Origin of the sequence: Streptomyces sp. Z423-1, assembly GCF_013009255.1 — a bacterium.
Taxonomy (GTDB): domain Bacteria; phylum Actinomycetota; class Actinomycetes; order Streptomycetales; family Streptomycetaceae; genus Streptomyces; species Streptomyces gossypiisoli.
The window spans coordinates 230,987-251,925 of record NZ_CP053109.1 but is presented as its reverse complement, the minus strand read 5'-3'; the positions used below and the strand labels follow the sequence as shown (position 1 = coordinate 251,925).

Sequence of the window (20,939 nt, the reverse complement as noted above, 5' to 3'; positions counted from 1 at the left end):
ACGTACGTCCCGAACACCTCGGGTACCCGAGGTGTCGTGGCCGAACCCACGCGCCTGTCCACCGATCCAGATCACTCGTCGGCCCGTGCCGCGGGCAGGAGTTCGCGGATGTCGGCAGGCAGGGCGTCGGTCAGCTTCCGCATCTCCTCGGGTGAGACAGCGGCGTCGAGAACCTCCAGTACCGCGGCGCAGTACCGCAGTGCCCTGTCCTCCGTGGTGCCGGCCCGGACGGCGACCCGGCCGGCGAAAGCCGTCAGGTCGAACCGCTCTCCCGCACCGCTCGGCCGTCCCTCCGAGGCCGCCGAGTCGGTCACGTCATGGATGCAGGCCGCCAGATCCCGGGGGAGCTGCGCGGCCATGTGGCCGGCGAGACCGGTCGGCACCCTTTCCGCCAGCGTCTGGAGCACGGACCGGGTCGCGAGCTCGGTGGACCCACGATCCGGGAGGTGAGCCAGCGCCTGCACTTTGCCGATCATTTCGTCGTGCCGCATGTTCGTGGTTCCTTTCCGTGCCCTTGCCGGTGAGGCGTACCCCTCCCCTCACCGGTCTCGGGGCTGACTCTCGGCTCCGGAACGGGCTCCCGGCTCCGCCTCGCCGGGCAGCGATCGCTCCTCTTCCTCGTCGTCGCGCTCTCCCTCCGCCTGGGAAGGAGTGGTCCGGGGTGGGTCGGCGGAACGCCGGCCCGGGTCGCGCAGCAGGGCCTCGATGCCCATGTCGTCGTCCCGCTCGCCTTCGGCCTGGGACGGTGTCTGCTCACTCATCGCTGTGCCTCCGGAATTCGTCCAGTGCTAGGGCAGGGGCGTGCCGCCGGTTGCGTTGAGGATCTCCGCCGTGATGAAGCTCGCCTCCTGGGAGGCCAGGTAGACGTACGCGGGCGCCAGCTCGGCGGGCTGCGCCGGCCGGCCCAGCGGGCTCTGCTTGCCGAACTCCACCGTGTCGGGCAGCGTGGCCGGAATCAGCGGCGTCCACACCGGCCCCGGGGCGACCGCGTTGACGCGGATCCCGCGCTTGGCGAGCATCTGGGCCAGCCCCTGGGTGAAGGTCACGATCGCGCCCTTGGTCATCGCGTAGTCCAGCAGATGCGGACTGGGTTTGTACGCCTGCACCGACGTGGAGTTGATGATGCTGCCGCCCTCCGGGATGTGGGGCAGGGCGAACTTCGTCAGCCAGAACATCCCGTACAGGTTGGTGCGCATCACCCGGTCGAACTGCTCGGTCGGGATCGCCTCGATGCCGTCCGGCTGGGACATCTGGTAGGCGGCGTTGTTCACCAGGACGTCGATACGACCGAACGCGCCGACCGCCCGCTCGATCAGCGCCCGGCAGTTCTCCTCCTCGCGGATGTCGCAGGAGACCGCGACCGCCTTGCGGCCGGCGTCCTCCACCAGCCGGGCCGTCTCACCCGCTTCGTTCTCCTCCTGCTGCAGGTGGGTGAACAGCACGTCCGCGCCCTCACGGGCGAACGCGAGCGCCACGGCGCGGCCGATGCCGGAGTCCCCGCCCGTGATGACGGTCTTGCGGTCCGTGAGCCGACCGGCGCCGCGGTAGGACTCCTCACCGTGATCCGGCGGTGGGTCCATAGGACCGGTCCAGCCCGGGTGGGGCTGGTCCTGCGCCGGAAACTCGGGCGTCGGGTGCTGTGTCACCGGGTTCTGGTGGGTGTGCTGCGGGTCGGTCACGTCGGCCTCCTGCGTCCCGTACGGGTCCGGACGAGCGCACGAGTTCCCACCCGGCACCGTTCGGAAAACGCAAGCCGTTGCGTGGTCGCGCGTATTGTCATGGCATCGACACGCCGTTAGCTTGTCGTGCACACGCCCGGCATTGACCGTGCCGGGTTCGGGGGCGGGGGAATTTCGGGGGCCGGAACAGATCCTTCTGGGCGGCGAACGCCGCCTGTCAGCAGACCTCACTTTTCCCTTCCCTGCTCAGTGCGCCACACGACCACCACCGAGCAAGGGAGAACTCTCCACCATGAAGCGCCTGTTGAAAGGCAGAACCAACGGCTGGGTACTGACGGTGCTCACCGTGCTCGCGGTGAGCCTGGGGATACCGGCCCAGGCCGCCACACCGAGCCCCAAGGCCGCACCCGCGGCGGGCCAGGCCGACGCGACCGGCAACGTCTACGCGGTCGAGCAGCACGCCGACGGCACCACGTCCGTCGCGGTGTACCGTCCCGCGCCGGGGGTCACGGCCGGCACCCTGGCCAAGAAGCTCAAGGCCACGGGCGTGCAGGGGGTGCAGGCGCCCGCGTCGGGTGACGTGACGACGCTCGCCCTGCCCTGCTCGTACGGCTCGGCCCGCACGCTCGAATGCTCGCCCGTCCGCTGGGCGCACAACGGCTACGCCGACCCGCAGGTGTACTTCCTCGACCACACCTCCTCGGCCTGGCCGATGACCGCCGTGGTCCCGAAGTGGCACGAGTCGGTGGGCATCGACTCCTACTACCGGTGGTACACGGCGGGTTGCCCGGGCGGCGGCCGGCACTGCGTGCACGCCTACAGCAGCAACTACGGCAACACCGGCTGGACCGGCGTCACGTACTACCGGTACAACGGCGACCGGTACTTCATCGACGGCAGCGTCTCGATGCAGCTGAACGACTACTACGGCGGAACCGCCGCCCAGCGCCGCAACACCGCCTGCCACGAGGCGGGTCACGTGCTCGGGCTCGGCCACGGCACCTCCACGTCGAGCTGCATGTACAGCTCGCGGACGTCGACCACGGTGCCGAACGCCGACGACTTCGCGCTCCTGCCGCGCATCTACCCGTGACATCCCTGATGCGGGCTCAGCGGAACCAGCCGTAGAGCACGAACCTGTTCCGGCGCCCAGGGCGGAGAATCCCCGCCCTGGGCGTTCCCCGTCCGTGCGTCAGGCCGGCAGGGCGGCGAGCCAGTCGGTCAGGAGCCGGTTGGTCTCCTGCGGGCGTTCCTGCGGAAGCCAGTGACCGCAGCCGTCGAGGATGTGCGAGGAGACCAGGCCGGGCAGCGTGCTGGGGTAGGCATCGATCGCGTCGGCGAGCCAGGTGGTGGAGGCGTCCAGGGCTCCGCCCACGAACAGCGACGGCTGGGTGATGGGGGCACCGTCGTAGTCGGCCAGGTCCTCCCAGTCGCGGTCCATGCAGCGGTAGCGGGCCAGCGCCCCTGTCATGCCGGTCCGTTCGAACTCCTCGGCGTAGACATCGAGGTCGCGCTCGCTCAGCCAGGACGGCAGCCGGTCCGCCGGGAACCGGTCGCGCAGGCGCCCGCCCCGGCTGACGAAGTGGGGGTCGGGCGCGCCGGGCGCGGGCATGGTGTCGGCGGACAGGGCGGCGTAGAAGCCCGCGAGCCAGCCACGTACGTCGGGCTCGATCTCCGCCTCGGCGCGGCCGGGCTGCTGGAAGTAGGAGATGTAGAACTCCTCATCGCCACCCATCCCCGCGAAGATCTCACTGGGCTTCGGCCCACCGCGCGGGGTGTACGGCACGCTGAGCAGCCCGACCGCGCGGAAGACGTCGGGGCGGACCAGCGCCGAGTTCGCGGCGATGGCCGCGCCCCAGTCGTGCCCGACGATCACGGCAGTCCGCTCGCCCAGAGCGTGCACGACCGCGGCGTTGTCCTCCACCAGGTCGAGCATCCGGTACGCGTCCACCGCCTCGGGCCGGGAGGAGCGCCCGTAACCGCGGACGTCGACGGCGACCGCGCGATAGCCGGCCGCGGCCAGTGCGGGCAGCTGGTGACGCCATGAGTACCAGGACTCCGGAAAGCCGTGGACGAGCAGGACCAGCGGTCCGCTGCCCTGTTCCACCAGGTGGATCCTGCCCGCGGGGGAGGGCACGAGGCGGTGGGTGAGGCCGGCGGTGATCGTGTGGGGCATGGATCCTCCCGGGCACGGTAGGGATGGCCGGTGTCAGCAGTGATCCTTCAGTGGGCGCCGATCATGCGCGAGTCCCCTTGCCGCTTCGGCAAAAAGCTGGGAGCACCGATCGACTGAGCACGCGGCGCGCCTGTTCGAGGCGCAGGAACGGCGGGCGACCGAACAGCAGCCGCGCCGCACCGCGGCCGAGGCCGTTTAGGATCGCCGGCATGGCAGTGCGACCTGTTCAGGTGAACATCAAGGCTCTTGATACGTCGACGGTCGGCCGGTTCTGGGCGGAGGCGCTCGGCTGGAGTGCTTACAGTGTCGGCGCGGCCACCTACGTCGGACCCGCCGGCGGCATCGTCTGGCCGGACCCGGTCGCCGTCTGCGTGGACGTCATTCCCGTCCCGGAACCCAAGACCACGACGAAGAACCGTATGCACCTCGATCTCGCCACCACCTCCGCGGAGCACCAGGCGGAGTTGGTCGCGCGGCTGAAGGCGGTGGGTGCCACGCCCGCCGACGTGGGCCAGGGCGAAGTGCCCTGGACGGTCCTCGCCGACCCCGAGGGCAACGAGTTCTGCGTGCTGGAGCCTCGGGAGATCTACCGGGACACCGGGCCGATCGCCGCGGTGGTGGTCGACTGCGCGGATCCGCGGGCCATGGCCCGGTTCTGGGGTGAGGCGATGGACTGGACCCTGCACGAGGTGACCGACGACCATGCGGTGTTGCGCTCCGCCAAGGGTGTCGGCCCGTACCTCGAGTTCCTCCGCACACCCGGCGTGAAGACCGTGCCGGACCGCGTCCATCTCGACCTGCTGCCGTACCCCGGTGACGACAAAGCGGCGGAGGTGGCCCGGCTGCGGGCCCTCGGCGCCACCGACCTCGACATCGTGACGTCCCGTGGACGTGCCTGACCGACCCGGAGAGTCACGAGTTCTGCGTCCTCGCCCCGTCCTGACGCGAAGCCTGGTCACAGCCGCTCCGGCCCGGCGGGGCCGGAGCGGCTGTGACCGACTGGGCGGTGCCGATCAGGTGCGGTAGGCGTAGTACGCGGCGTTCGGGTACGACGCGATGATGCTCGCCACCGACCGGCGGTAGGTGTTGGTGGAGTGGTACGTCAGGTACGGCACGCCCTGCGGGCTGCGGTACGTGACGATCATCGTGTGGTCCTTGGACCCGTCCTTGTCGAAGTCGATCTGGAGCACATCGCCGACGTCCATCTGGTAGACGTTGGCGAGGCTGGTGACGCGCTTGGAGTTCAGCGCGAACCACGACCACTCGTTGACGCCGACGAACGAGTGCGACTGGATGTCGGCGTTGCCGAACCACCGGGTGTAGTCGTACACATAGCCGGGCACGTGCTTCCAGCCGCCCGCCTTCAGGGACTGGCTGACGAAGTTGGTGCAGTCGCCGCCTGCCCCCTGCCCGTTGAAGTCCGGGTAGTCGGGGTTGTAGTTGCGCCAGTACTTCTCCGCGTAGGCGGCCATCGCCTTGTAGTCGTAGCCGCTCGCGGTGAAGTTCTTCGGGTTGGACGGCGCGGGCCGGGTGATGGCCGCGCGCGGGGACGACGGCATGGTGTTGTCGACGGTGGTGGCGGCGACCTTCGGCTTGGCGGTCTGGTTGACCGCGAGATAGCCGTCGTCGGTCTCGCGGATGTCCGTCAGCCGCCAGTTGCCGCGCTTGTCGGCCTTGAAGGTCAGCTGGTGGTGCGCCTGGAATCCGGTCGTCCTCGGCTCGTCGCCACGGACCTTCTTGTACGTCAGCGTTGTGGTCTCGGTGACCGCGACGACGGCCTTGCGGCCCCTGACACTGGTGCGGTCCAGGGTGACGGAGGTGCTCGCCGCGCTGTACTTCTCGCCGAGCCGCGCGAGCCCGTCCTTGCGGTCGCCGAGCTGATCCAGGGCACGGTCCTCGGTGCGGGCGGCCCCGGAGGACACCGCGACGTCGCCGGAGAAGCCGTCGATCAGAGGCTTCTTGCCCTTGCCCGGCTTGTCGACCAGCGCGTTGGTGCGGTCGGTGAAGACCGCGTCGGCCAGTCGTTGAAACGTGGCCTTGGTCTTGGCGTCCACCTTGGGCTCGGCCGTGGTGGACGCGCCCGCGCTCCAGTTGGGCAGCAGCGCCGCGCCCGCGACGACCGAGGCGGCGGCCGCCGTGAATATGGTCGCGCGACGCCGCGTACGGCTCAATTTCCTTGACTTCACTGAATTTCCCCTCTATCCCCGGCGGAGGCAGTGCCGAGGCAAGCGGAATCTTTGCATGCCTTGTGTGGCTGGTGTGAAGGGGGTTGCGGCCCCAGCCGTGCGGGAGTTATCGGACCGTCATCGACGCCCGCCGCGCCGGGCGGTGGGCGGTCACTGCACGACCGTGGACCAGTCCGGGGACTGCGCCGGGTCCAGGGTGCGCAGCCGCTGCAGGGTGGCCGGCTTCTGGACGTCCATCCAGTCGGCGAGCTCCTTGAAGGACACGCACTTGACGTCCTTCTTGGTGCAGACCGTCTTGATGACCTCGTCGACGGCGTTCATGTAGATGCCGCCGTTCCACTCCTCGAAGTGGTTGCCGATGAACATCGGGGCGCGGCTGCCGTAGTAGACGCGGTTGAAGCCGGCCATGTAGGTGTCGATGGTCTCCTGCTGCCACTGCGGGTACATCGCCGGGTCGCCGTCGGTCTTGCCGTCGGACTGGTTGTAGAGGAAGTTGAAGTCCATGGACAGGCCCTGGTACTTGCCGCCCTCGTACGGGAGCATCTGGAGCGGGAAGTCCCAGATGCCGTTCTTCTTCCTCGGCCAGATCTGGAAGTCGCCGGCGGAGCTGGCGTCGTAGCGCCAGCCGTAGCTCTTGGCCGCCTTCAGCAGGTTCTCCTGGCCCTCCAGGCAGGGCGCGCGGCCGCCGGTGACCTCCTTCCTGATGTCGAAGGGCAGCGGGTCGATGTCGGTGTAGCCGGTGTTGGTCTTCCACTTCTCCACGAACTCGTAGAACTGGTCGATCTCGCTCTTCCACTCCTCGACGCTCCAGTCGCCGCCGCCCTTCTCGCCGCAGAAGTGGCCGTTGAAGTGGGTGCCGATCTCGTTGCCGTCCTCCCAGGCGCCGGCGAGCTGTTCCAGAGTGGTGCGTATGTGCTCGTCGGTGGGGAAGCTGATCGCCGCGGTGCCCTGGGGGTGCTGCGGCGGGGAGTAGAGGTCGGTCTTGCTCTTGGGCAGCAGGTAGATGCCCGTGAGGAAGAAGGTCATGTGGGCGTTGTACCGCTTGGCCATCTCCCGGTAGTGGGAGAAGAGCTCGTCGTCGCCCTGGAGGGCGCCGTCCCAGGAGAAGACGACGAACTGGGGCGGTTTCTGACCGGGCTTGAGTGGCTCCGGCTTGAACCGGTTCTTCTGCGGGCCGGTGTAGGACGTCGAGCCGTCACCCAGCACCTTGGTCTTGCCGTCCCACTCCTCCTCCTCGGTCGCCCGCGAGGACGGCTGCTGCCCTGAGCGGTCCTTGGCGGACCCGGTCGAGGCGGTGCTGTCGGTGCGGGAGAGCACCAGGTAGCCGGCGACGAGGGAGGTGACGACGAGGAACGCCGCCAGGGTGAGGAATCCCGGACGGGTCGCGGGGTGGCGGGGTACGCGGGCCTTGCGGCGGCGGCCCGACGGCTGTTTCATCTTGCGGCTCAATCTCTCGGGAACAGGGTCTGGGACGGTGCCGGTTCAGCGCCCGTGATCAGCCGAGCGGACTCATGGCACGTGACCAGATGCCGTACGGGACGCTGTCGGTTCCCGTGCCGCCCAGTCCCTGGAGCGGCAGGGGTTCGAGGCTCTTGTTCAGATCGATGCGGTAGACGACGACCGCGGTGGCCACCTTCTTGGCGGTGCCGACGTACCAGGCGGCCGTGTCGTCCTCGGTCGTGCCCACCTTCCCGGCGACCTCCGCGCCGGCGGGCGCGGCGTCGGGGTGGGCGGCCAGGAAGGCGTCGGTGAGGGCGGACTGGACCTCGCGGGCGGTGTCGGCGCCCATCGCGCGGCGGGTGGGCGGCGCGTCGAGGGCGACCTTGTGACCGTTGTGCGTGATGCGCCGCACCGAGTAGGGCTCGGTGTGCATGCCGTCGGCGGCGAAGGTGGCGTAGCCGCTGGCCATGCGGATGGCGCTGGGTGTGGAGCTGCCGGTGGACAGGGTGGGCACCTGGGCGCCGATGCTGGAGGACAGCAGCCCGGCGGCCTCGGCGGTGGCGCGCACCTTGTCCAGGCCGGTGTCCATGCCGAGCTGCATGAACGGGGTGTTCACGGACAGGGCGAGCGCCTGGTGCAGGGAGATCTGCCCGTAGGACTTGCCGTCGTCGTTGCGTGCGGCGACCTTGCGGCCGCTGCGGTCCCAGTACGGGCCCTCGGGCGTGGTGACGGGCACGCCGTCGTCGCCGTTGTAGAGGGTCTCCCCGGTCACTGGCGTGCGGTCGCCGTCGCGGGTCTTGCGTACGCCGTGCTCCAGTCCGGCGGCGTAGACGAACGGCAGGAACGCCGAACCGGCGGGCACGGTGGTCGCGTTGGACTCGTTGTAGCCCTGCGTACGGTGGTCGGGGCCGCCGTAGACGGCGAGGATCCGGCCGTCGGTGGCGATGGAGGCGGCGCCGAAATGGGCGGCCTTGGCGGCCTTCGGGTTGTCCTTCTTGGCCTGCTCGCGGGCCTTGGTGACGGCGTCGGTGAGCTGGGCCTCGCGCTTCTTGTCGAAGGTCGTGTAGATCTGGTAGCCGCCGAGGTCGAATTCCTTGTCGGAGATGCGCGCGGTCTTCTTGGTGTACTGGGCGGCGAGTTCCACCAGGTAGTCGCTCTGCTCGCCGGTGTCGTACAGCGGATTGCTCTTCAGCGGCGCGGGGAACGTCCGGTACTTGGCGCGCTCCTGCGGCGACAGCTTGCCGATCGCGACCATCCGGTCGAGGATCCACGACCAGCGCTCCACGGCCCGCTCGTGATTCGCCTGGCTGAGCGTGGGGTCGTACAGGCCGGCGCCCTTGAGCAGGGAGGCGAGGAAGGCGGCCTCGCTGACGTTCAGCTCGCTGACGTCCTTGCCGTAGTAGGCCTGGGCGGCGCGCTGGATGCCGTAGGTGCCGCGGCCGAACCAGCTGGTGTTGAGATAGCTCTCCAGGATCTCGTCCTTGCTCATCTTGTTGTCGAGCTTGAGCGCGATCATCGCCTCGGTGAACTTGCGGCTGAGCGTCTGGTCCTGGTTCAGGTAGACGTTCTTGACGTACTGCTGGGTGATGGTCGAGCCGCCCTGGGTGTCGCCCGCGCCGAGGGTGCGGAACAGGGCGCGGGTGATGCCCGTGAAGGAGACGCCGGGATCGCTGTAGAAGCTCGCGTTCTCGGCGGCGAGCACCGCCCAGCGGACGTCCTCGGGTACGTCCTCCAGTGGCATCGCCTGCCGCTGCACCCAGCCGGTGCGGGCCATCGGGGTGCCGTCGGCCCAGAAGTACACGTTGTCCTGCTGGGTGGCGTAGGTGTTGAGGTTGTCCGGGATGTCGGTGGCGGCGTAGGCGACGACCAGGAAAAGGGTGCTCGACCCGAGGGAGGCGAGGAAGCCACCGACGGTCTGCCGCCAGGAGGGGACCCAGCGGCGCCATCCGGTGCGGCCGGGTCGCGGATACTGCGGGCGCATCCGGCGGACGTAGGGGCCGAGGCGGGCGGCGAGAGGGCCGAGCACGAGGGCCAGCCGGGGGCCGAGGGCCGCGGTGAGGCGGGCGGCGGGGGAGGGGCGGGGGGCTTTGCGGCGGCGCCGGGAGGGGTTGCGGGATGTGCGGGATATGTCGGACGCGGTGTCAGATTCCTCGGATATACCGGATGCGGTGTCAGACTGCTCGGATGTACCGGAGTTGCCCGAATCGGCGGATATATCGAACCCGGCGGGTATGCCGCCCTCGGGTATGCGCAGTTGCATGGTCTCGTCCGCGGCCGCTTTCGGCTGCGCCGGGACCTTCAACTGCATGGTGACGTCCGGCTCCGGAGGCACCTCCTCGCCACCCTGATGGCGTCCCCCCTGCCCTCCCTGGGCCACCCTTGTGCCTCCCTCCGCACTCCGTGTTGCTCGCGCAGGCAGACCGTACAGACGTACGAGGTTTGATGATGGTGCCGCAGCAGCGGCCGCAAACCCTGACTCCCCCTCCCCGTCCCACGCGGGGCATCGCGGCGCTCTCAAATTACCAGCGTTCTTCGCAAAGTCTCCACATAGAACCGGGCCGAAAGCGTCACATCCGAAGCGACGGAATCCGCGGGCGGGAACGGCACCGTCGGGCGTCACGGAAGCTCGACAGGGAGCCACGCGCGGTGTGCGTGTATGGGGTGTATATGGGTGTATCGGTGCCCTCGGCTGTCGTGGTAGGCGGTCAGCTTTTCCGGTGTGCCGTCGAGTTGATAAGACCGAGCGATGACGTCGTGGCTCGATTTCGCCGAGCGGCCATTTCTGCGCGGCGGATGACGGAAGTGGAGGTGCTCGACAGTCAGGTCCTGCAGCCTTCCCGTCCAGGCCGTAGCCGGCCGTCAGTCCGGCGCGCGGCCCCACGCCGTCAGCATGCCGGGGGACAGCCCCGTGAACGCGGGGGAGTCGAGGCAGCGGACGGCCTCGTCCACGCCGGCGTCGTCCACCAGACCCGTCGCCACCATCGCCTCCCGCGCCCGCTGCCACGTCACCGCCCAGAACCGGCTGAGGGGACTGCCGGGCACCAGGGGCGGCACATGGATCTCCGCGGCGACGGACTCCAGCCCGGCGGCCTGAAGCAGTTGCGGACAGCGCGGAACCCACGTGACGTCCGTGCCGATCGTGTCCCGCAGTCCCTGCCACATGGCCCGCATCGCGGCCGCGTACGGGCCGTCCGGGGCGTACGCGGTGGTCAGGTCCACCGCGTCGCTGACGACCAGGATCCCGCCCGGCGTCAGCAGACCCGCCAGCCGGTGGATCACCCGACCCCGATCGGGCAGGTGCATCAGCAGGAAGCGCGCGTGCACCAGGTCGAAGCGACCCGGCGCGAAGTCCTCGGACGTGACATCCGACTCGTACGGCGTCAGCCCCTGAACCGGCTCAGCGGTCAGGAACCGGACGTCCCGGTCCGCCGCCACGACCTCCGCCACCCCCGCCTCCCGCAGCAGCCGCCGGGCCACGCTCCCCGTACCGGCCCCCACGTCGAGACAGCGCCACCCCGGGCCGACGCCCAGCTGCCGCAGCCGGTCCATCGTCACGGCGTCGTACGCGAGCGCCCCCAGGTCGATCCGGCTGTCCTCACCCCTGTCCTCCGGCCGGAACACCCGCTCGCCGTAGCGCGAGAGGTGCTGTGCCATACGCCCATTGTCCCGCCGGGCGCTGGTCGCCGCCCGCCGCGGCGCTGCTCGCGGCCACGCGGTGCGGATTCCAGCGGGGGCCCATGTCCGCGGCGGCGACGGTCGACCACAGCGTGAGCGTGATCAGCGGACCGGCGATGTGCAGCCCGAGGTACGTGCCGAGGAGCTTGGTGGTGAACGCAGCTGCCGCCGCCAGGAGGGCGAGGGCGAGGATCAAGGAGGCCGACGGGGTAGGGACCGCCCCCAGCACGGGACCGGCGATGACCGATGCAACGGCGCCCATGGCGGCGGACGCGCCGACCAGCGGAGAACCCACCTCTCCGAAGCCGTATTCCCTCTTGAACGTCGAGCCTTTGGGGCGTCGCCGCCTTGGCTCGGCCGGTCGGTGCACATCGAGTCGCGTTCAAGGGAGAGGGTCTGGTGGAGGCAGAGGGGCTGATCGCACCGGCGCGCCCACACCGAAACCCGTTCCGCCGGACGCGTCCGGTACCGGCGGACTCCCGGCCCGCCACGGCAGCCGCCGATGGGCCTCGGACGAGCCCGTCCTCGCCGGACTCGCAGCTGCCGCCTGGATGGCAGACCTGCCGAGCAGGCCGCCGTGCCGATCGGCGTCCACGAGGCCGTTGCGCGGTTGGCCGTCGTACGGCAGCGGGCGGGCGGCCTGGCCAGAAGGTCGACAGCTCGATAGCTCGACAGATCGACAGCTCGACGTTCGACTCCTCGTCACGCCCGAGGTGCGGGTGGCACCTGTTGCCGGGCCGACCGGGCGGTGGTGGGATGGATGTGCTTGTTTGTGCTCTCGCGTCCGACCGCCCGCGAGAGGAGGTGACCGCTGACCGCCAGGCGATGAGCGCGTGCGCCACATCCGAGCGCCCGGCGCGACGGCCGTAGCCCCGGCCCGGCGCAGAGGCCCGCGCCTTCCCCTCGACTTTCAGCGCGCGGTTGACCCGCAGTCGTCCGCTGCCTTGAGGGTCGCCGCTCCTGATCACGGAGAGACACATGGATACCTATCGAGCCGCGCAGGTGGCCGCCGCGAGCGGATCCTTCGAGATCGTCGAACGTGAGGTCCCCCGTCCGGGCCCCGGCCACGTAAGGCTGGCCGTTGAGGCTTGCGGCATCTGTCACAGTGACGACTTCTTCGTGAGCGGCGGTATGCCCGGCGTACGTTTCCCGCTGGTTCCGGGTCACGAAGTCGCTGGGCGGATCGAGGAACTCGGCGAAGGAGCCCAGGACAGCCACTGGAGCGTGGGGGACCGGGTCACAGTGGGCTGGTTCGGTGGCAGCTGTCGTTACTGCACTCCGTGCAGGCAGGGCGACTTCATCGTCTGCGACAACCTCAAGGTTCCCGGTTGGGCTTACGACGGGGGCTTCGCCGAGGCAATGATCGCGCCCATCGACGCCCTGGCCAGGATTCCCGACGCCCTGTCGGCGACCGACGCGGGACCTATGGCCTGTGCGGGTGTCACGACCTACAACGGACTGCGGCGCAGCGCCGCCCGGCCCGGCGATCTGGTAGCCGTACTGGGCATCGGCGGTCTTGGCCACCTTGGTGTGCGGTACGCGGTTGCCATGGGCTTCGAGACGGTGGCCATCGCCCGGGGACCCGAGAAGGCCGACTTCGCGAAGCAGCTCGGCGCTCATCACTACATCGACAGCACGGAATCAACCTCGGTCGCGGAATCCCTGCAGTCCCTGGGAGGGGCCAAGGTGGTGCTGGCCACCGCCGGCAACTCCGACGCCATCGCGGCGACGGCCGACGGCCTGGCGCACCGAGGCGAACTCGTGGTCATCGGAGCGTCTCCCGACCCCATGGGAATCAGCCCGGTTCAGCTGATCATGCGGGGCAGGACCGTGCGCGGCCACCCGTCCGGTACCGCACAGGACGTGCAGGACACCATGGCGTTCAGCGCTCTGCACGGAATCCGCCCCATGGTGGAGCTCATGCCATTGAGCGAGGCCAACGCGGCCTATCAGAAGATGCTTTCCGGCACCGCACGCTTCCGTATGGTGCTCACCACTGGCTGACCTGTGCCTGGCGGCCTGCCGGACCCTACAGCCGCGTGCAACAGCCTGGCGTCCAACCTCAAGCCGCTGGCGCGCGACGGCCTGGTCACCGTCGAGTCTTCGGCGACCGACCGCCGAGCCCGAGTCGTCACGATCACCGAGGACGGCCTGTCCCGGCTGAAGACGGCAACGCACTTCAAAGCCCACCCCAGACGTGCGCTCATCACCGCGTCTGAGCCAGCCGCGAATCTCCAACACCAGTCAGTGGACCGGGAAAGCCACCATGCCGGGTCGACGTGGTCGGTCGGAGTGCGCGGCCCAGGCCCGTACCGAGATCTACTTCTTGATGACCAGCAGATGGCCACTCCGTATACTCCGCCGGAGCACCGCTCGTCCGTCCCAACTTCCGTCCCAGCTCCCGGCCAGAGAGTCCGCCTGCCACCATGAAGAATTCCCTGCCTCCGCTGTCGCCCAACTACGCAACACAAAAAAACCGCGCCTACAAAGAAAGCGTGGAGGTGCACGGGAAGTGGCCGGTCGAGTTCCAGTTCCGCCCGGCCCAGGGCGACCACCGGCACTTGCTGGTGGTGTTTTCGTCCGTGGGCAGCAAGTACGGATTCGGTAACGCACTGGAGAGTGTCAAGTGCAACATTCTCAGGATTCGTGATTATTTCGACGGCGGGGCCTCCTACTATGTCGCCAGGAACATGGACTTCAGCGTCACGGAGTCCATACAGGCCCTGATAGCGGACCACATGCGACGCCTGCGTGTGACCCGGGACGAGGTGACTCTCCTGGGTGCTTCCAAGGGCGGAAGCGCGGCGCTCTACTACGGCCTGAAATACGACTACAAGAACATCGTGGCGTCAACGCCGCAGTATTTCCTCGGAAGTTACTCAAAGGGCCACGGTCAGCTCGGAGACGCCGTCCTCGGCGAGGGGCAGTCCGACGAGAACGTGGCCGTCATGGACGCCGTCATGAAGGACGTCCTCGAAAAGGACACGGATCTCAAACGGAACATATACGTCGTTTCCTCTCCAGGGGATTACCAGTACGAGCAGGAAGTCAAGCACTGTCTCCCCGCGCTGCGGGAATACGAGAACTTCAACTTCCTGTTCGTGGAATCTCCCACGGTGCGACGGCACGACGAGGTGGTCCGGCAGGCGCTGCCGTCCATTCTGAGCATCGTGTATTCCCTGACCGAGGGCGCCGCGCCCCGATGGGGAGAGGTCCGGATAGGGGCCGACCCCGAGGACCCGGAGGTGGCCGCCGAGTATCTCGCCGAGCTGCGGAAGCGCGACACCGCCCTGGCTACCCTGAATCGTGCCGAGTTCACGGACGGGCATCTCCAGCTCAAGGGGCACGCCTTCCTGCCGGGCGAGTCGCCCGCTGGTCCGACAGCCGAGACCAAGCAGCTCGTCCTGGAGAAGACCGGCGAAACCTGGGCGTACCCGCTGGAGACGACCAAGGAGATCCGGCTCTACCGGGACTACTTCGACGAGTACTTCTGCGAGTACGCCATGGGCGGGTTCGCCTCTCAGGGAGACCTGACCTTCACCGAACTCCCCCAGGGCACCTACGACGTTTCCGTCTGCGTCACCAGCAAGGACGAGGGCATCGCGCGGCGCACCCGGCTGATCTCACAGAACGCGGTGGACCGACGGCAGGCCTGCGGTGACTCGGAGCTTCTCTTCCGCGGCGGCAAGGGCGGCCTCAAGGTCGTCAAGAGGAGCATTGTCGGGGTCGATTCCGGCGGAGTGAGCTTCTCTGCCGAGAAGGTGGAGGTGCGCGACCGGAAGATCCACGCGGAAGGTGTCTTCTTCCTGCCCGGAAGGAATGCCGACCGCGACGCGCACGCCGTCTACTACCTCGTACTCCAGGGCAGGGCCGGATGCCACTCCTTCCCGCTGAGCGTGCAGAAGAACCCCGACGCCGTGCGGCCGCACAAACAGCCAGGTGACCTCGGCACCTACGACTCCGGGTACTTCAGCACCGGGCCTGGAGGAATCGACGTCTCGGATATTCCGGCTGGAAAGTACAGCCTGCTCGTCTCCATGAGCGTCGGCGGTGCCCTGTTCACCAAGAAGGCCGGGAAGGTCACCCTGAAGGCCCGCTGAAGGTGACGGGAAGCCGCACCGGGCCGCGCAGCCCGCCGGGCCGCCAGCTCAGCTCGGCCGGAGGCACGGCCAGGGCCAGGTCCGGAAGGCGGCGCAGCGCCGTGCCGATGGCGATCTGGCCCTCCAGCCGGGCGAGAGGCGCGCCCAGGCAGTAGTGGATGCCGTGCCCGAATGCCAGATGGCCGTTGTCCTGCCGGGTGATGTCCAGCCGGTCGGGGTCGGGGAACCGTGCCGGATCGCGATCGGCGATGGCGGACGCGATCAGCACGGTCGCGCCGCGTGGGATGGTCACGCCCGCGATCTCCACGTCCTCGCGTGCGAACCGGGCGATGCCCGGGCTGACCGGGCCGTCGTAGCGCAGGAACTCCTCGATCGCGCCGGGCAGCAGTTCCGGATCGTCCCGCAGCAGCTGAAGCTGGTCGGGGTGGGCCAGGAGCGCGGCGATGCCGCCGCCGATCAGATTGACCGTCGTGATGTATCCGGCCACCAGCAGCAGGAACGTCATGGAGATCAGCTCGTCCTCGTTCAGCCGCTGCTCCTCGTCGCGGGCGCTGATCAGCGCACTGAGCAGATCGTCCGCGGGCCGGGCGCGCTTGGCCTCCAGAAGCTTGGTGAGGTAGGCGCGCATGCGCTGCCACGCCTCGTTCACGACCGCGGGGTCCGGCATCTTCTCCCCGCGCAGCAGCATGTCGTCGGTCCACTGCTGGAAGTCGTACCGGTCGTCCACCGGCACGCCGAGCAGTTCGCTGATCACGGTCACCGGCAGCGGGAGCGCGAAGTCCGCGACGAGCTCCGCCCGGCCCGCCGGCACCACCGCGTCCAGCAGCCGGTCGGTGATCTCCTGGATACGGGGCCGCAGCTCGGCGACCCGGCGCGCGGTGAAGGCCTTCGAGACCAGGCGGCGCAGCCGGGTGTGATCGGGCGGGTCGGTGCGCAGCATGCTGCTCATCATCGATTCGCGCTCGAACTCGGGCAGCTGTCCCAGGAGGCGGGGGTCCGATGCGTCACGGACATCACTGCTCAGCCTCGGGTCGGACAGCGCCGCGAGACCGTCCTCGTAGCGGGTGACCAGCCAGGCGTCCAGGCCGCCGGCGATGATCGCGCGCCGGACCGGGCCGTCCTCGCGCAGCTGTCGGTAGAGCGGGAAGGGATCCGCCACGAAGGCCGGATCGGAGTAGGGGAGAAGGACCGGCTGCTGGCTCATCATGCCTCCCGGGCACGTGGCAACCATGCGCGAAGGTTTGCTGCTCCTTGTGGGTATGTGTACCAGTGTGACCTATTGATGGCGCCGGTGAAGGGACGAAGCGCGATGGACTCAAGGGACACGAGGGACGCGCCTGGGGCGGGGGAGCGGACCACGTGCTGCGTGGTGGGCGGTGGGCCCGCCGGAATGGTCCTCGCCCTGCTCCTGGCCCGGGCCGGGGTGGCGGTGACGGTCCTGGAGAAGCACGGCGACTTCCTGCGCGACTTCCGCGGCGACACCGTCCATCCGACCACCCTCGCACTCCTGGACGAACTCGGCCTCGGTGAGCGGTTCGCCCGGCTGCCGCAGCGGCGGGTCACGACGATCCAGCTGCCGCTCGGCCCCGACCGGTCGCTGGTCACCGTGGGGAACATCGGCGCGCTGCGGCGCCGGTACAACTACATCGCGATGGTCCCCCAGTGGGACCTGCTCGACCTCCTCGCCGACGAGGCCGGCCGGGAGCCTGCCTTCTCCCTGCGCATGAACACGGAGGCGACCTCGTTCCTCGTGGAACGGGGACGCGTCACCGGGGTGTCCTACCGCACGTCCGACGGCCGTACCGGCGAGCTGCGGGCCACCCTCACGGTGGCCTGCGACGGCCGGGGCTCGCTGGCCCGCTCGCTGCCCGACCTGGAGCTGCGCACGTTCCGCTGTCCGATGGACGCCTGGTGGTTCCGGCTGCCGCGGCGCGAAGGCGATCCGCACGGGCTGGTGGGGGGAGTCGGCGACCGGTTCCTCAGCGCCATGATCGACCGCGGGGACTACTGGCAGTGCGCCGCGCTGATCCCCAAGGGCAGCGACGCACGGCTCCGCGCGGATGGTCTCGACCAGTTCAGGGAGGCGTACGGGACCGCCGTCGCGTGGGTCGCGGACCGCATGCACACCCTCGCCTCGTGGGACGAAGTCAAACTGCTCGACGTACGGCTGGACCGGCTCCGGCGCTGGCACCGGCCGGGGCTGCTGTGCATCGGGGACGCGGCACACGCCATGTCGCCGGTGTTCGGCATCGGCATCAACCTCGCCGTCCAGGACGCGGTGGCCGCCGCCCGCCACCTCGTCGGGCCGCTGAGCGACTCGGCGGCCGGCCTTCCGGCGGCCGTACGCCGTGTCCAGCGCCGCCGCTGGCCCACCACGGCCCTCACCCAGGGCCTGCAGCGTTTCGCCCACAGCCACGTCATCGAGCCACTCCTACTCGGCCGACCGCCCCTCGGCGACCCCAAGCGGGCCCAGCGCCTGACCGAGCTGGTCACCACCTCACGCTGGGTGAACCGAGTGCCCGCCTACTTTCTGGGCTACGGCGCGCTGCGCGAACGCCCTCCGGCGGCATCGGTGCGCCGACCCACGACGAGCCGAGCCTGATGTCCCCGACCTGTCGGGTCCCGGCCCGCGGCCAGGACCCGGGGTCGTGGTGCACCGGGCAGTCACGTCCTGCGGGGCGCGGGCCCCGTCACTTCCGGTAGCCGAGGATGGTCATCATTCCGGATTCGGAGTGGTACTGGTTGTGGCAGTGCAGCATCCACAGGCCCGGGTTGTCGGCGTAGAAGTCGATGACGAGTTTGCGGTGGGGCAGCACGTGGGCGGTGTCCTTGCGGGCCCCGGCCGCGTCGATGCCGGTGAGGGCGAACGTGTGACCGTGCAGGTGCACGGGGTGCCACATGTTGGTGGCGTTGATGAGGGACACCCGCACGCGTTCGCCTTCCCGGACCGGGACGCGTTTTTCGATGGAGTACGGCTCGTGGTCGAAGCTCCAGTCGAAGTCCTTCATGTTTCCGGTCAGTTTGATGCGCATCTCGCGGTCCGGTTCGTCGTCGTTGAACGCCACGGACTCGTGCGGCACCATTCGTCTGGCGGGCACGATCCGGCCTTCGAGTTCGTCCGGGTGCGCGGTGGGCGGGGGATTCTCCCCGCTGCCGGTACGCAGGACTGCCAGGGCTCTCGCGTCCTTGCCCTCGGCCATCGCGACCAGCGGGAACACCCCGTCCTTGGCGGTGACCAGCACGTCGTAGCGCTCGGCCATGCCGATCAGCAGCGCGTCCGTCTTCGTGTGCTCGACCGGATAGCCGTCCGTGTGCGTCACCGTCATCTCGTGACCGCCCAGTGCCACCCGGAAGGCCGTGTCGCCCCCGGCGTTGATGATCCGCAGCCGGATGCGGTCCCCACGGCGGGCCCGGAAGACCGAGGGGGCCTTCGGGAGGCGGCCGTTGACCAGGTAGTGCGGGTAGTCGACGTTGCCGCCCATGCTGTGCAGGATGCGGCTGTGGGACCCCCGCAGAACGCGGGAGGGGCCGGCGGATCTGCTGGAGGGCGAGGCGTGCGCGCCGGCGGACTTGTGGGGGCCCGGACCGTGGTGTGCGCTGCCCTCACCCATGTCCATCGGCGCCTTGCCGCCCCGCAGCTGCGAGAGCACGCCGTCCGGAGTGGAGCCGGACACGCCGTCCAGCCAGTCGTCCAGGACGACGACCCACTCCTTGTCGTATGCCAACGGCTCCTTGGGATCCTCGACGATCAGCGGGGCGTACAGGCCGCGGTCGAGCTGCATGCCCGAGTGCGAATGCAGCCAGTAGGTGCCCGGGTGCGACACGGCGAAGCGGTAGGTGAAGTCCGCACCGGGCTTGATGGAGTACTGGGTCAGGCCCGGTACGCCGTCCATGTCGCAGCGCATGCGCACACCGTGCGAGTGCAGCGTCGTCGACTCGCGCAGATGGTTGGCGAGCGTGAGTTCGAGTACGTCTCTCGCGGTGATCCGGACCTCCTTGCCTGGCAGTGCGTCGCCGTACGCCCATGACCTGACGGTCCGTCCGCCCAGGTCGAGGGACGTCTCGGTGGCGGTGAGCGTGAACTTTCGGACGGGACCGGCCCCGCGCTTCTTCTCGACGGCGATGACCTCGGGATCGGACGGGTTGACATATCCCTTGGGTCCCTTAGGGACGAAGTTGCTGACGGTGTGCCTGCCGCCCCTGTGGCCGGTGGGCCCGGCCTCGGGGCGCGTGTCGGACCCGGAACAGGCGGTCAGGACTCCAGAGCCGGCGGCCACGATCGAGGCACCGAGCAAGGTGCGCCGCGTATATTTCTGCATGAATGAATAAGACCCGTTTTGTGCCGTTATGCGTGAGAACCGATGCGGCGCGTCTTCCGAATCGCCCACACCGCCCGAGGGGAGCAGCGGCCACGCCGCCCAGCAGCCGGTCGGCCACGCGCGCCGCGCGCCCCCGCGGGCGAACACCACGACGGGCGCGCGCTGCCGATACCACCGGGGCGGCGGGCCTACCGTTGCGGGCCGCGGCGTGCGGAGCCGGTGCCCTTGTGCGGTGGTGCCGTCCTGTCCACGGAAAGCGCGAGGACAGCCCGGTCGTCGTCGTCCGACCGGGCCGACCAGCGTTCCGCGTCGGTCCGCACGAACGACACGACGGTCTCGGGGCGCAGCGCGTGCTCTCCGCGGAACTGTTCGGTCAGTCGCTCCAGGACCGGGTAGAAGACGCCGTCCGCGTCGCGTGCCTCGCTCACTCCGTCCGTGTACACCACCAGCACCTCCGCGGGCCCCAGCGGGTGCACCGTCCTGTCGTCCCCGTGCGCCGCCGGTTTGCCCAGGCCCAGGCCCAGGGGCAGCCCGGGCGCCGTGATCAGCCGACGGGCGCCCTGCGGGCCGATCACCAGCGGCGAGGGGTGGCCGCGGTCGACGATGCGCACCTCGCGGCCGTCCGGCGGGAACTCCAGCACCAGAGCGGTGACGAACAACTCGGGGTCGCCTTCGTCGGCGGCCGGGCTGTTGCGGGCGATGCTGAGCTCCAGCCGGTCAGCCAGGCTGCTCAGGCTCTGCCACTCGTGGGCCGACACCCGGAAGCTGCCGAGCACCGCCGCGACCGTCTGGACCGCGCCAGCCGCTTGCCCCGGACATCGCCGATGATCGCCCGTACCCCGAAGGGCGTCTCGCACACGTCGTACAACTCCCCGCCGACCAGCGTGCCACCCTCCCTGGCCTGGTAGAACCCGGCGGCACGCACCGGGCCGAGGCGGCGCGGCACGGGCCGCAGCAGGGTGCGGTGCATGGCCTCGGCGACCGAGTGGGCCCGGATGAGGTGCTGCCGGGTCCGCTCCCGCTGCCAGGACAGGCCGACGGCGGCGACACCGATGAGGAACGTGGCGGCGTAGATGGCGATGTGGTGCTGTTCGTGGAAGTGGCCGGGACGGCGGGCCGCCATCCACATCTGCAGTCCCAGGCACACCACGGCCGACAGCGCGGTACCGCGCGGCCCGCGCGTCACCGCGGCCAGCGGCGGTACGGCGACGAGCATGAAGCTCACCGGCTCACGGCCCCTGATGAGTACTTCCACGAGCACGTCGACGGCCACCACGATCAGCGGCAGCCACCACGCCCACCCCCGGCGCGGGGACAGCGGCCGCAGCGCGGTGCGCAGGTTCCGGCCGGACACGACGCGCCCC

Annotated in this window: 17 protein-coding genes and 1 pseudogene; 5 read left to right on the top strand and 13 right to left on the bottom strand. The window is 69.5% G+C overall.

The window, feature by feature from the left end:
* Positions 1 to 71 precede the first annotated feature (71 nt).
* From HJD23_RS01130 to HJD23_RS01120, 3 genes are read right to left on the bottom strand one after another with little or no spacing between them, the layout of a single operon-like run.
* Positions 72 to 491, bottom strand: a complete 420-nt coding sequence (locus HJD23_RS01130) for a DUF2267 domain-containing protein (RefSeq protein ID WP_171110242.1) — start codon at positions 489 to 491, stop codon at positions 72 to 74.
* A 48-nt stretch (positions 492 to 539) separates the two neighbouring features.
* Entirely contained in the window at positions 540 to 761 is a 222-nt protein-coding gene (locus HJD23_RS01125) for a hypothetical protein (RefSeq protein WP_171107097.1), read from the bottom strand.
* Between the two features lie 27 nt (positions 762 to 788).
* A complete protein-coding gene (locus HJD23_RS01120) occupies positions 789 to 1,679 on the bottom strand; it encodes an SDR family oxidoreductase (protein ID WP_171110241.1) in 891 nt (296 codons plus the stop codon).
* A 292-nt stretch (positions 1,680 to 1,971) separates the two neighbouring features.
* On the opposite strand from HJD23_RS01120, the gene HJD23_RS01115 reads away from it, so the two are divergent.
* Positions 1,972 to 2,772 carry a matrixin family metalloprotease gene (locus HJD23_RS01115; RefSeq protein ID WP_171110240.1) on the top strand — a complete coding sequence of 267 codons (801 nt, stop codon included), beginning with the start codon at positions 1,972 to 1,974 and terminating at the stop codon, positions 2,770 to 2,772.
* A 99-nt stretch (positions 2,773 to 2,871) separates the two neighbouring features.
* Here the strand turns inward: HJD23_RS01115 and HJD23_RS01110 are convergent, their stop codons facing one another.
* Positions 2,872 to 3,855, bottom strand: a complete 984-nt coding sequence (locus HJD23_RS01110; protein WP_171110239.1) for an alpha/beta hydrolase — start codon at positions 3,853 to 3,855, stop codon at positions 2,872 to 2,874.
* A 209-nt stretch (positions 3,856 to 4,064) separates the two neighbouring features.
* Between HJD23_RS01110 and HJD23_RS01105 the strand changes: the two are divergent.
* Positions 4,065 to 4,798, top strand: a pseudogene (locus HJD23_RS01105) (VOC family protein).
* Positions 4,799 to 4,868: 70 nt separating this feature from the next.
* On the opposite strand, the gene HJD23_RS01100 reads toward HJD23_RS01105, so the two are convergent.
* The 5 genes from HJD23_RS01100 to HJD23_RS01080 all read right to left on the bottom strand — a co-directional run bounded on the left by HJD23_RS01100 (position 4,869) and on the right by HJD23_RS01080 (position 11,451).
* On the bottom strand, positions 4,869 to 6,026 hold the full coding sequence (locus tag HJD23_RS01100; protein ID WP_197973390.1) for an amidase domain-containing protein: 1,158 nt from the start codon (positions 6,024 to 6,026) through the stop codon (positions 4,869 to 4,871).
* A 165-nt stretch (positions 6,027 to 6,191) separates the two neighbouring features.
* Positions 6,192 to 7,478: a hypothetical protein gene (locus tag HJD23_RS01095; protein ID WP_171110237.1), complete on the bottom strand. Its 1,287-nt coding sequence runs from the start codon at positions 7,476 to 7,478 to the stop codon at positions 6,192 to 6,194.
* Between the two features lie 58 nt (positions 7,479 to 7,536).
* Complete coding sequence (locus tag HJD23_RS01090; RefSeq protein ID WP_240980961.1) at positions 7,537 to 9,789, bottom strand: transglycosylase domain-containing protein; 2,253 nt, start codon at positions 9,787 to 9,789, stop codon at positions 7,537 to 7,539.
* A gap of 551 nt (positions 9,790 to 10,340) precedes the next feature.
* Complete coding sequence (locus tag HJD23_RS01085; RefSeq protein ID WP_171110236.1) at positions 10,341 to 11,135, bottom strand: class I SAM-dependent methyltransferase; 795 nt, start codon at positions 11,133 to 11,135, stop codon at positions 10,341 to 10,343.
* Positions 11,077 to 11,451: a hypothetical protein gene (locus HJD23_RS01080; protein WP_171110235.1), complete on the bottom strand. Its 375-nt coding sequence runs from the start codon at positions 11,449 to 11,451 to the stop codon at positions 11,077 to 11,079. Before HJD23_RS01080 ends, HJD23_RS01085 begins: the two co-directional genes overlap by 59 nt.
* A 683-nt stretch (positions 11,452 to 12,134) precedes the next feature.
* Here HJD23_RS01080 and HJD23_RS01075 point away from each other — a divergent pair.
* Both HJD23_RS01075 and HJD23_RS01070 read left to right on the top strand, forming a co-directional pair.
* On the top strand, positions 12,135 to 13,160 hold the full coding sequence (locus HJD23_RS01075; protein WP_171110234.1) for an alcohol dehydrogenase: 1,026 nt from the start codon (positions 12,135 to 12,137) through the stop codon (positions 13,158 to 13,160).
* A 491-nt stretch (positions 13,161 to 13,651) separates the two neighbouring features.
* Positions 13,652 to 15,256, top strand: a complete 1,605-nt coding sequence (locus HJD23_RS01070) for a hypothetical protein (protein WP_240980588.1) — start codon at positions 13,652 to 13,654, stop codon at positions 15,254 to 15,256.
* On the opposite strand, the gene HJD23_RS01065 is transcribed toward HJD23_RS01070, so the two are convergent.
* Positions 15,237 to 16,460 carry a cytochrome P450 gene (locus HJD23_RS01065; protein WP_171111716.1) on the bottom strand — a complete coding sequence of 408 codons (1,224 nt, stop codon included), beginning with the start codon at positions 16,458 to 16,460 and terminating at the stop codon, positions 15,237 to 15,239. The genes HJD23_RS01070 and HJD23_RS01065 overlap by 20 nt on opposite strands.
* 105 nt (positions 16,461 to 16,565) lie before the next feature.
* Between HJD23_RS01065 and HJD23_RS01060 the strand changes: the two genes are divergently transcribed.
* A complete protein-coding gene (locus tag HJD23_RS01060; RefSeq protein WP_171110232.1) occupies positions 16,566 to 17,858 on the top strand; it encodes an FAD-dependent oxidoreductase in 1,293 nt (430 codons plus the stop codon).
* 88 nt (positions 17,859 to 17,946) lie between these two features.
* On the opposite strand, the gene HJD23_RS01055 is transcribed toward HJD23_RS01060, so the two are convergent.
* The 3 genes from HJD23_RS01055 to HJD23_RS43270 all read right to left on the bottom strand — a co-directional run bounded on the left by HJD23_RS01055 (position 17,947) and on the right by HJD23_RS43270 (position 20,929).
* On the bottom strand, positions 17,947 to 19,575 hold the full coding sequence (locus tag HJD23_RS01055; RefSeq protein WP_171110231.1) for a multicopper oxidase family protein: 1,629 nt from the start codon (positions 19,573 to 19,575) through the stop codon (positions 17,947 to 17,949).
* A gap of 188 nt (positions 19,576 to 19,763) precedes the next feature.
* Positions 19,764 to 20,351, bottom strand: coding sequence for a PP2C family protein-serine/threonine phosphatase (locus HJD23_RS43275; protein ID WP_240980587.1), 588 nt, complete (start codon positions 20,349 to 20,351; stop codon positions 19,764 to 19,766).
* The gene (locus tag HJD23_RS43270; RefSeq protein ID WP_240980586.1) at positions 20,306 to 20,929 is read right to left on the bottom strand and encodes a hypothetical protein; all 624 of its coding nucleotides are present in this window, start codon (positions 20,927 to 20,929) and stop codon (positions 20,306 to 20,308) included. The genes HJD23_RS43275 and HJD23_RS43270 overlap by 46 nt, the downstream gene beginning before the upstream one ends.
* Positions 20,930 to 20,939: the final 10 nt, after the last annotated feature.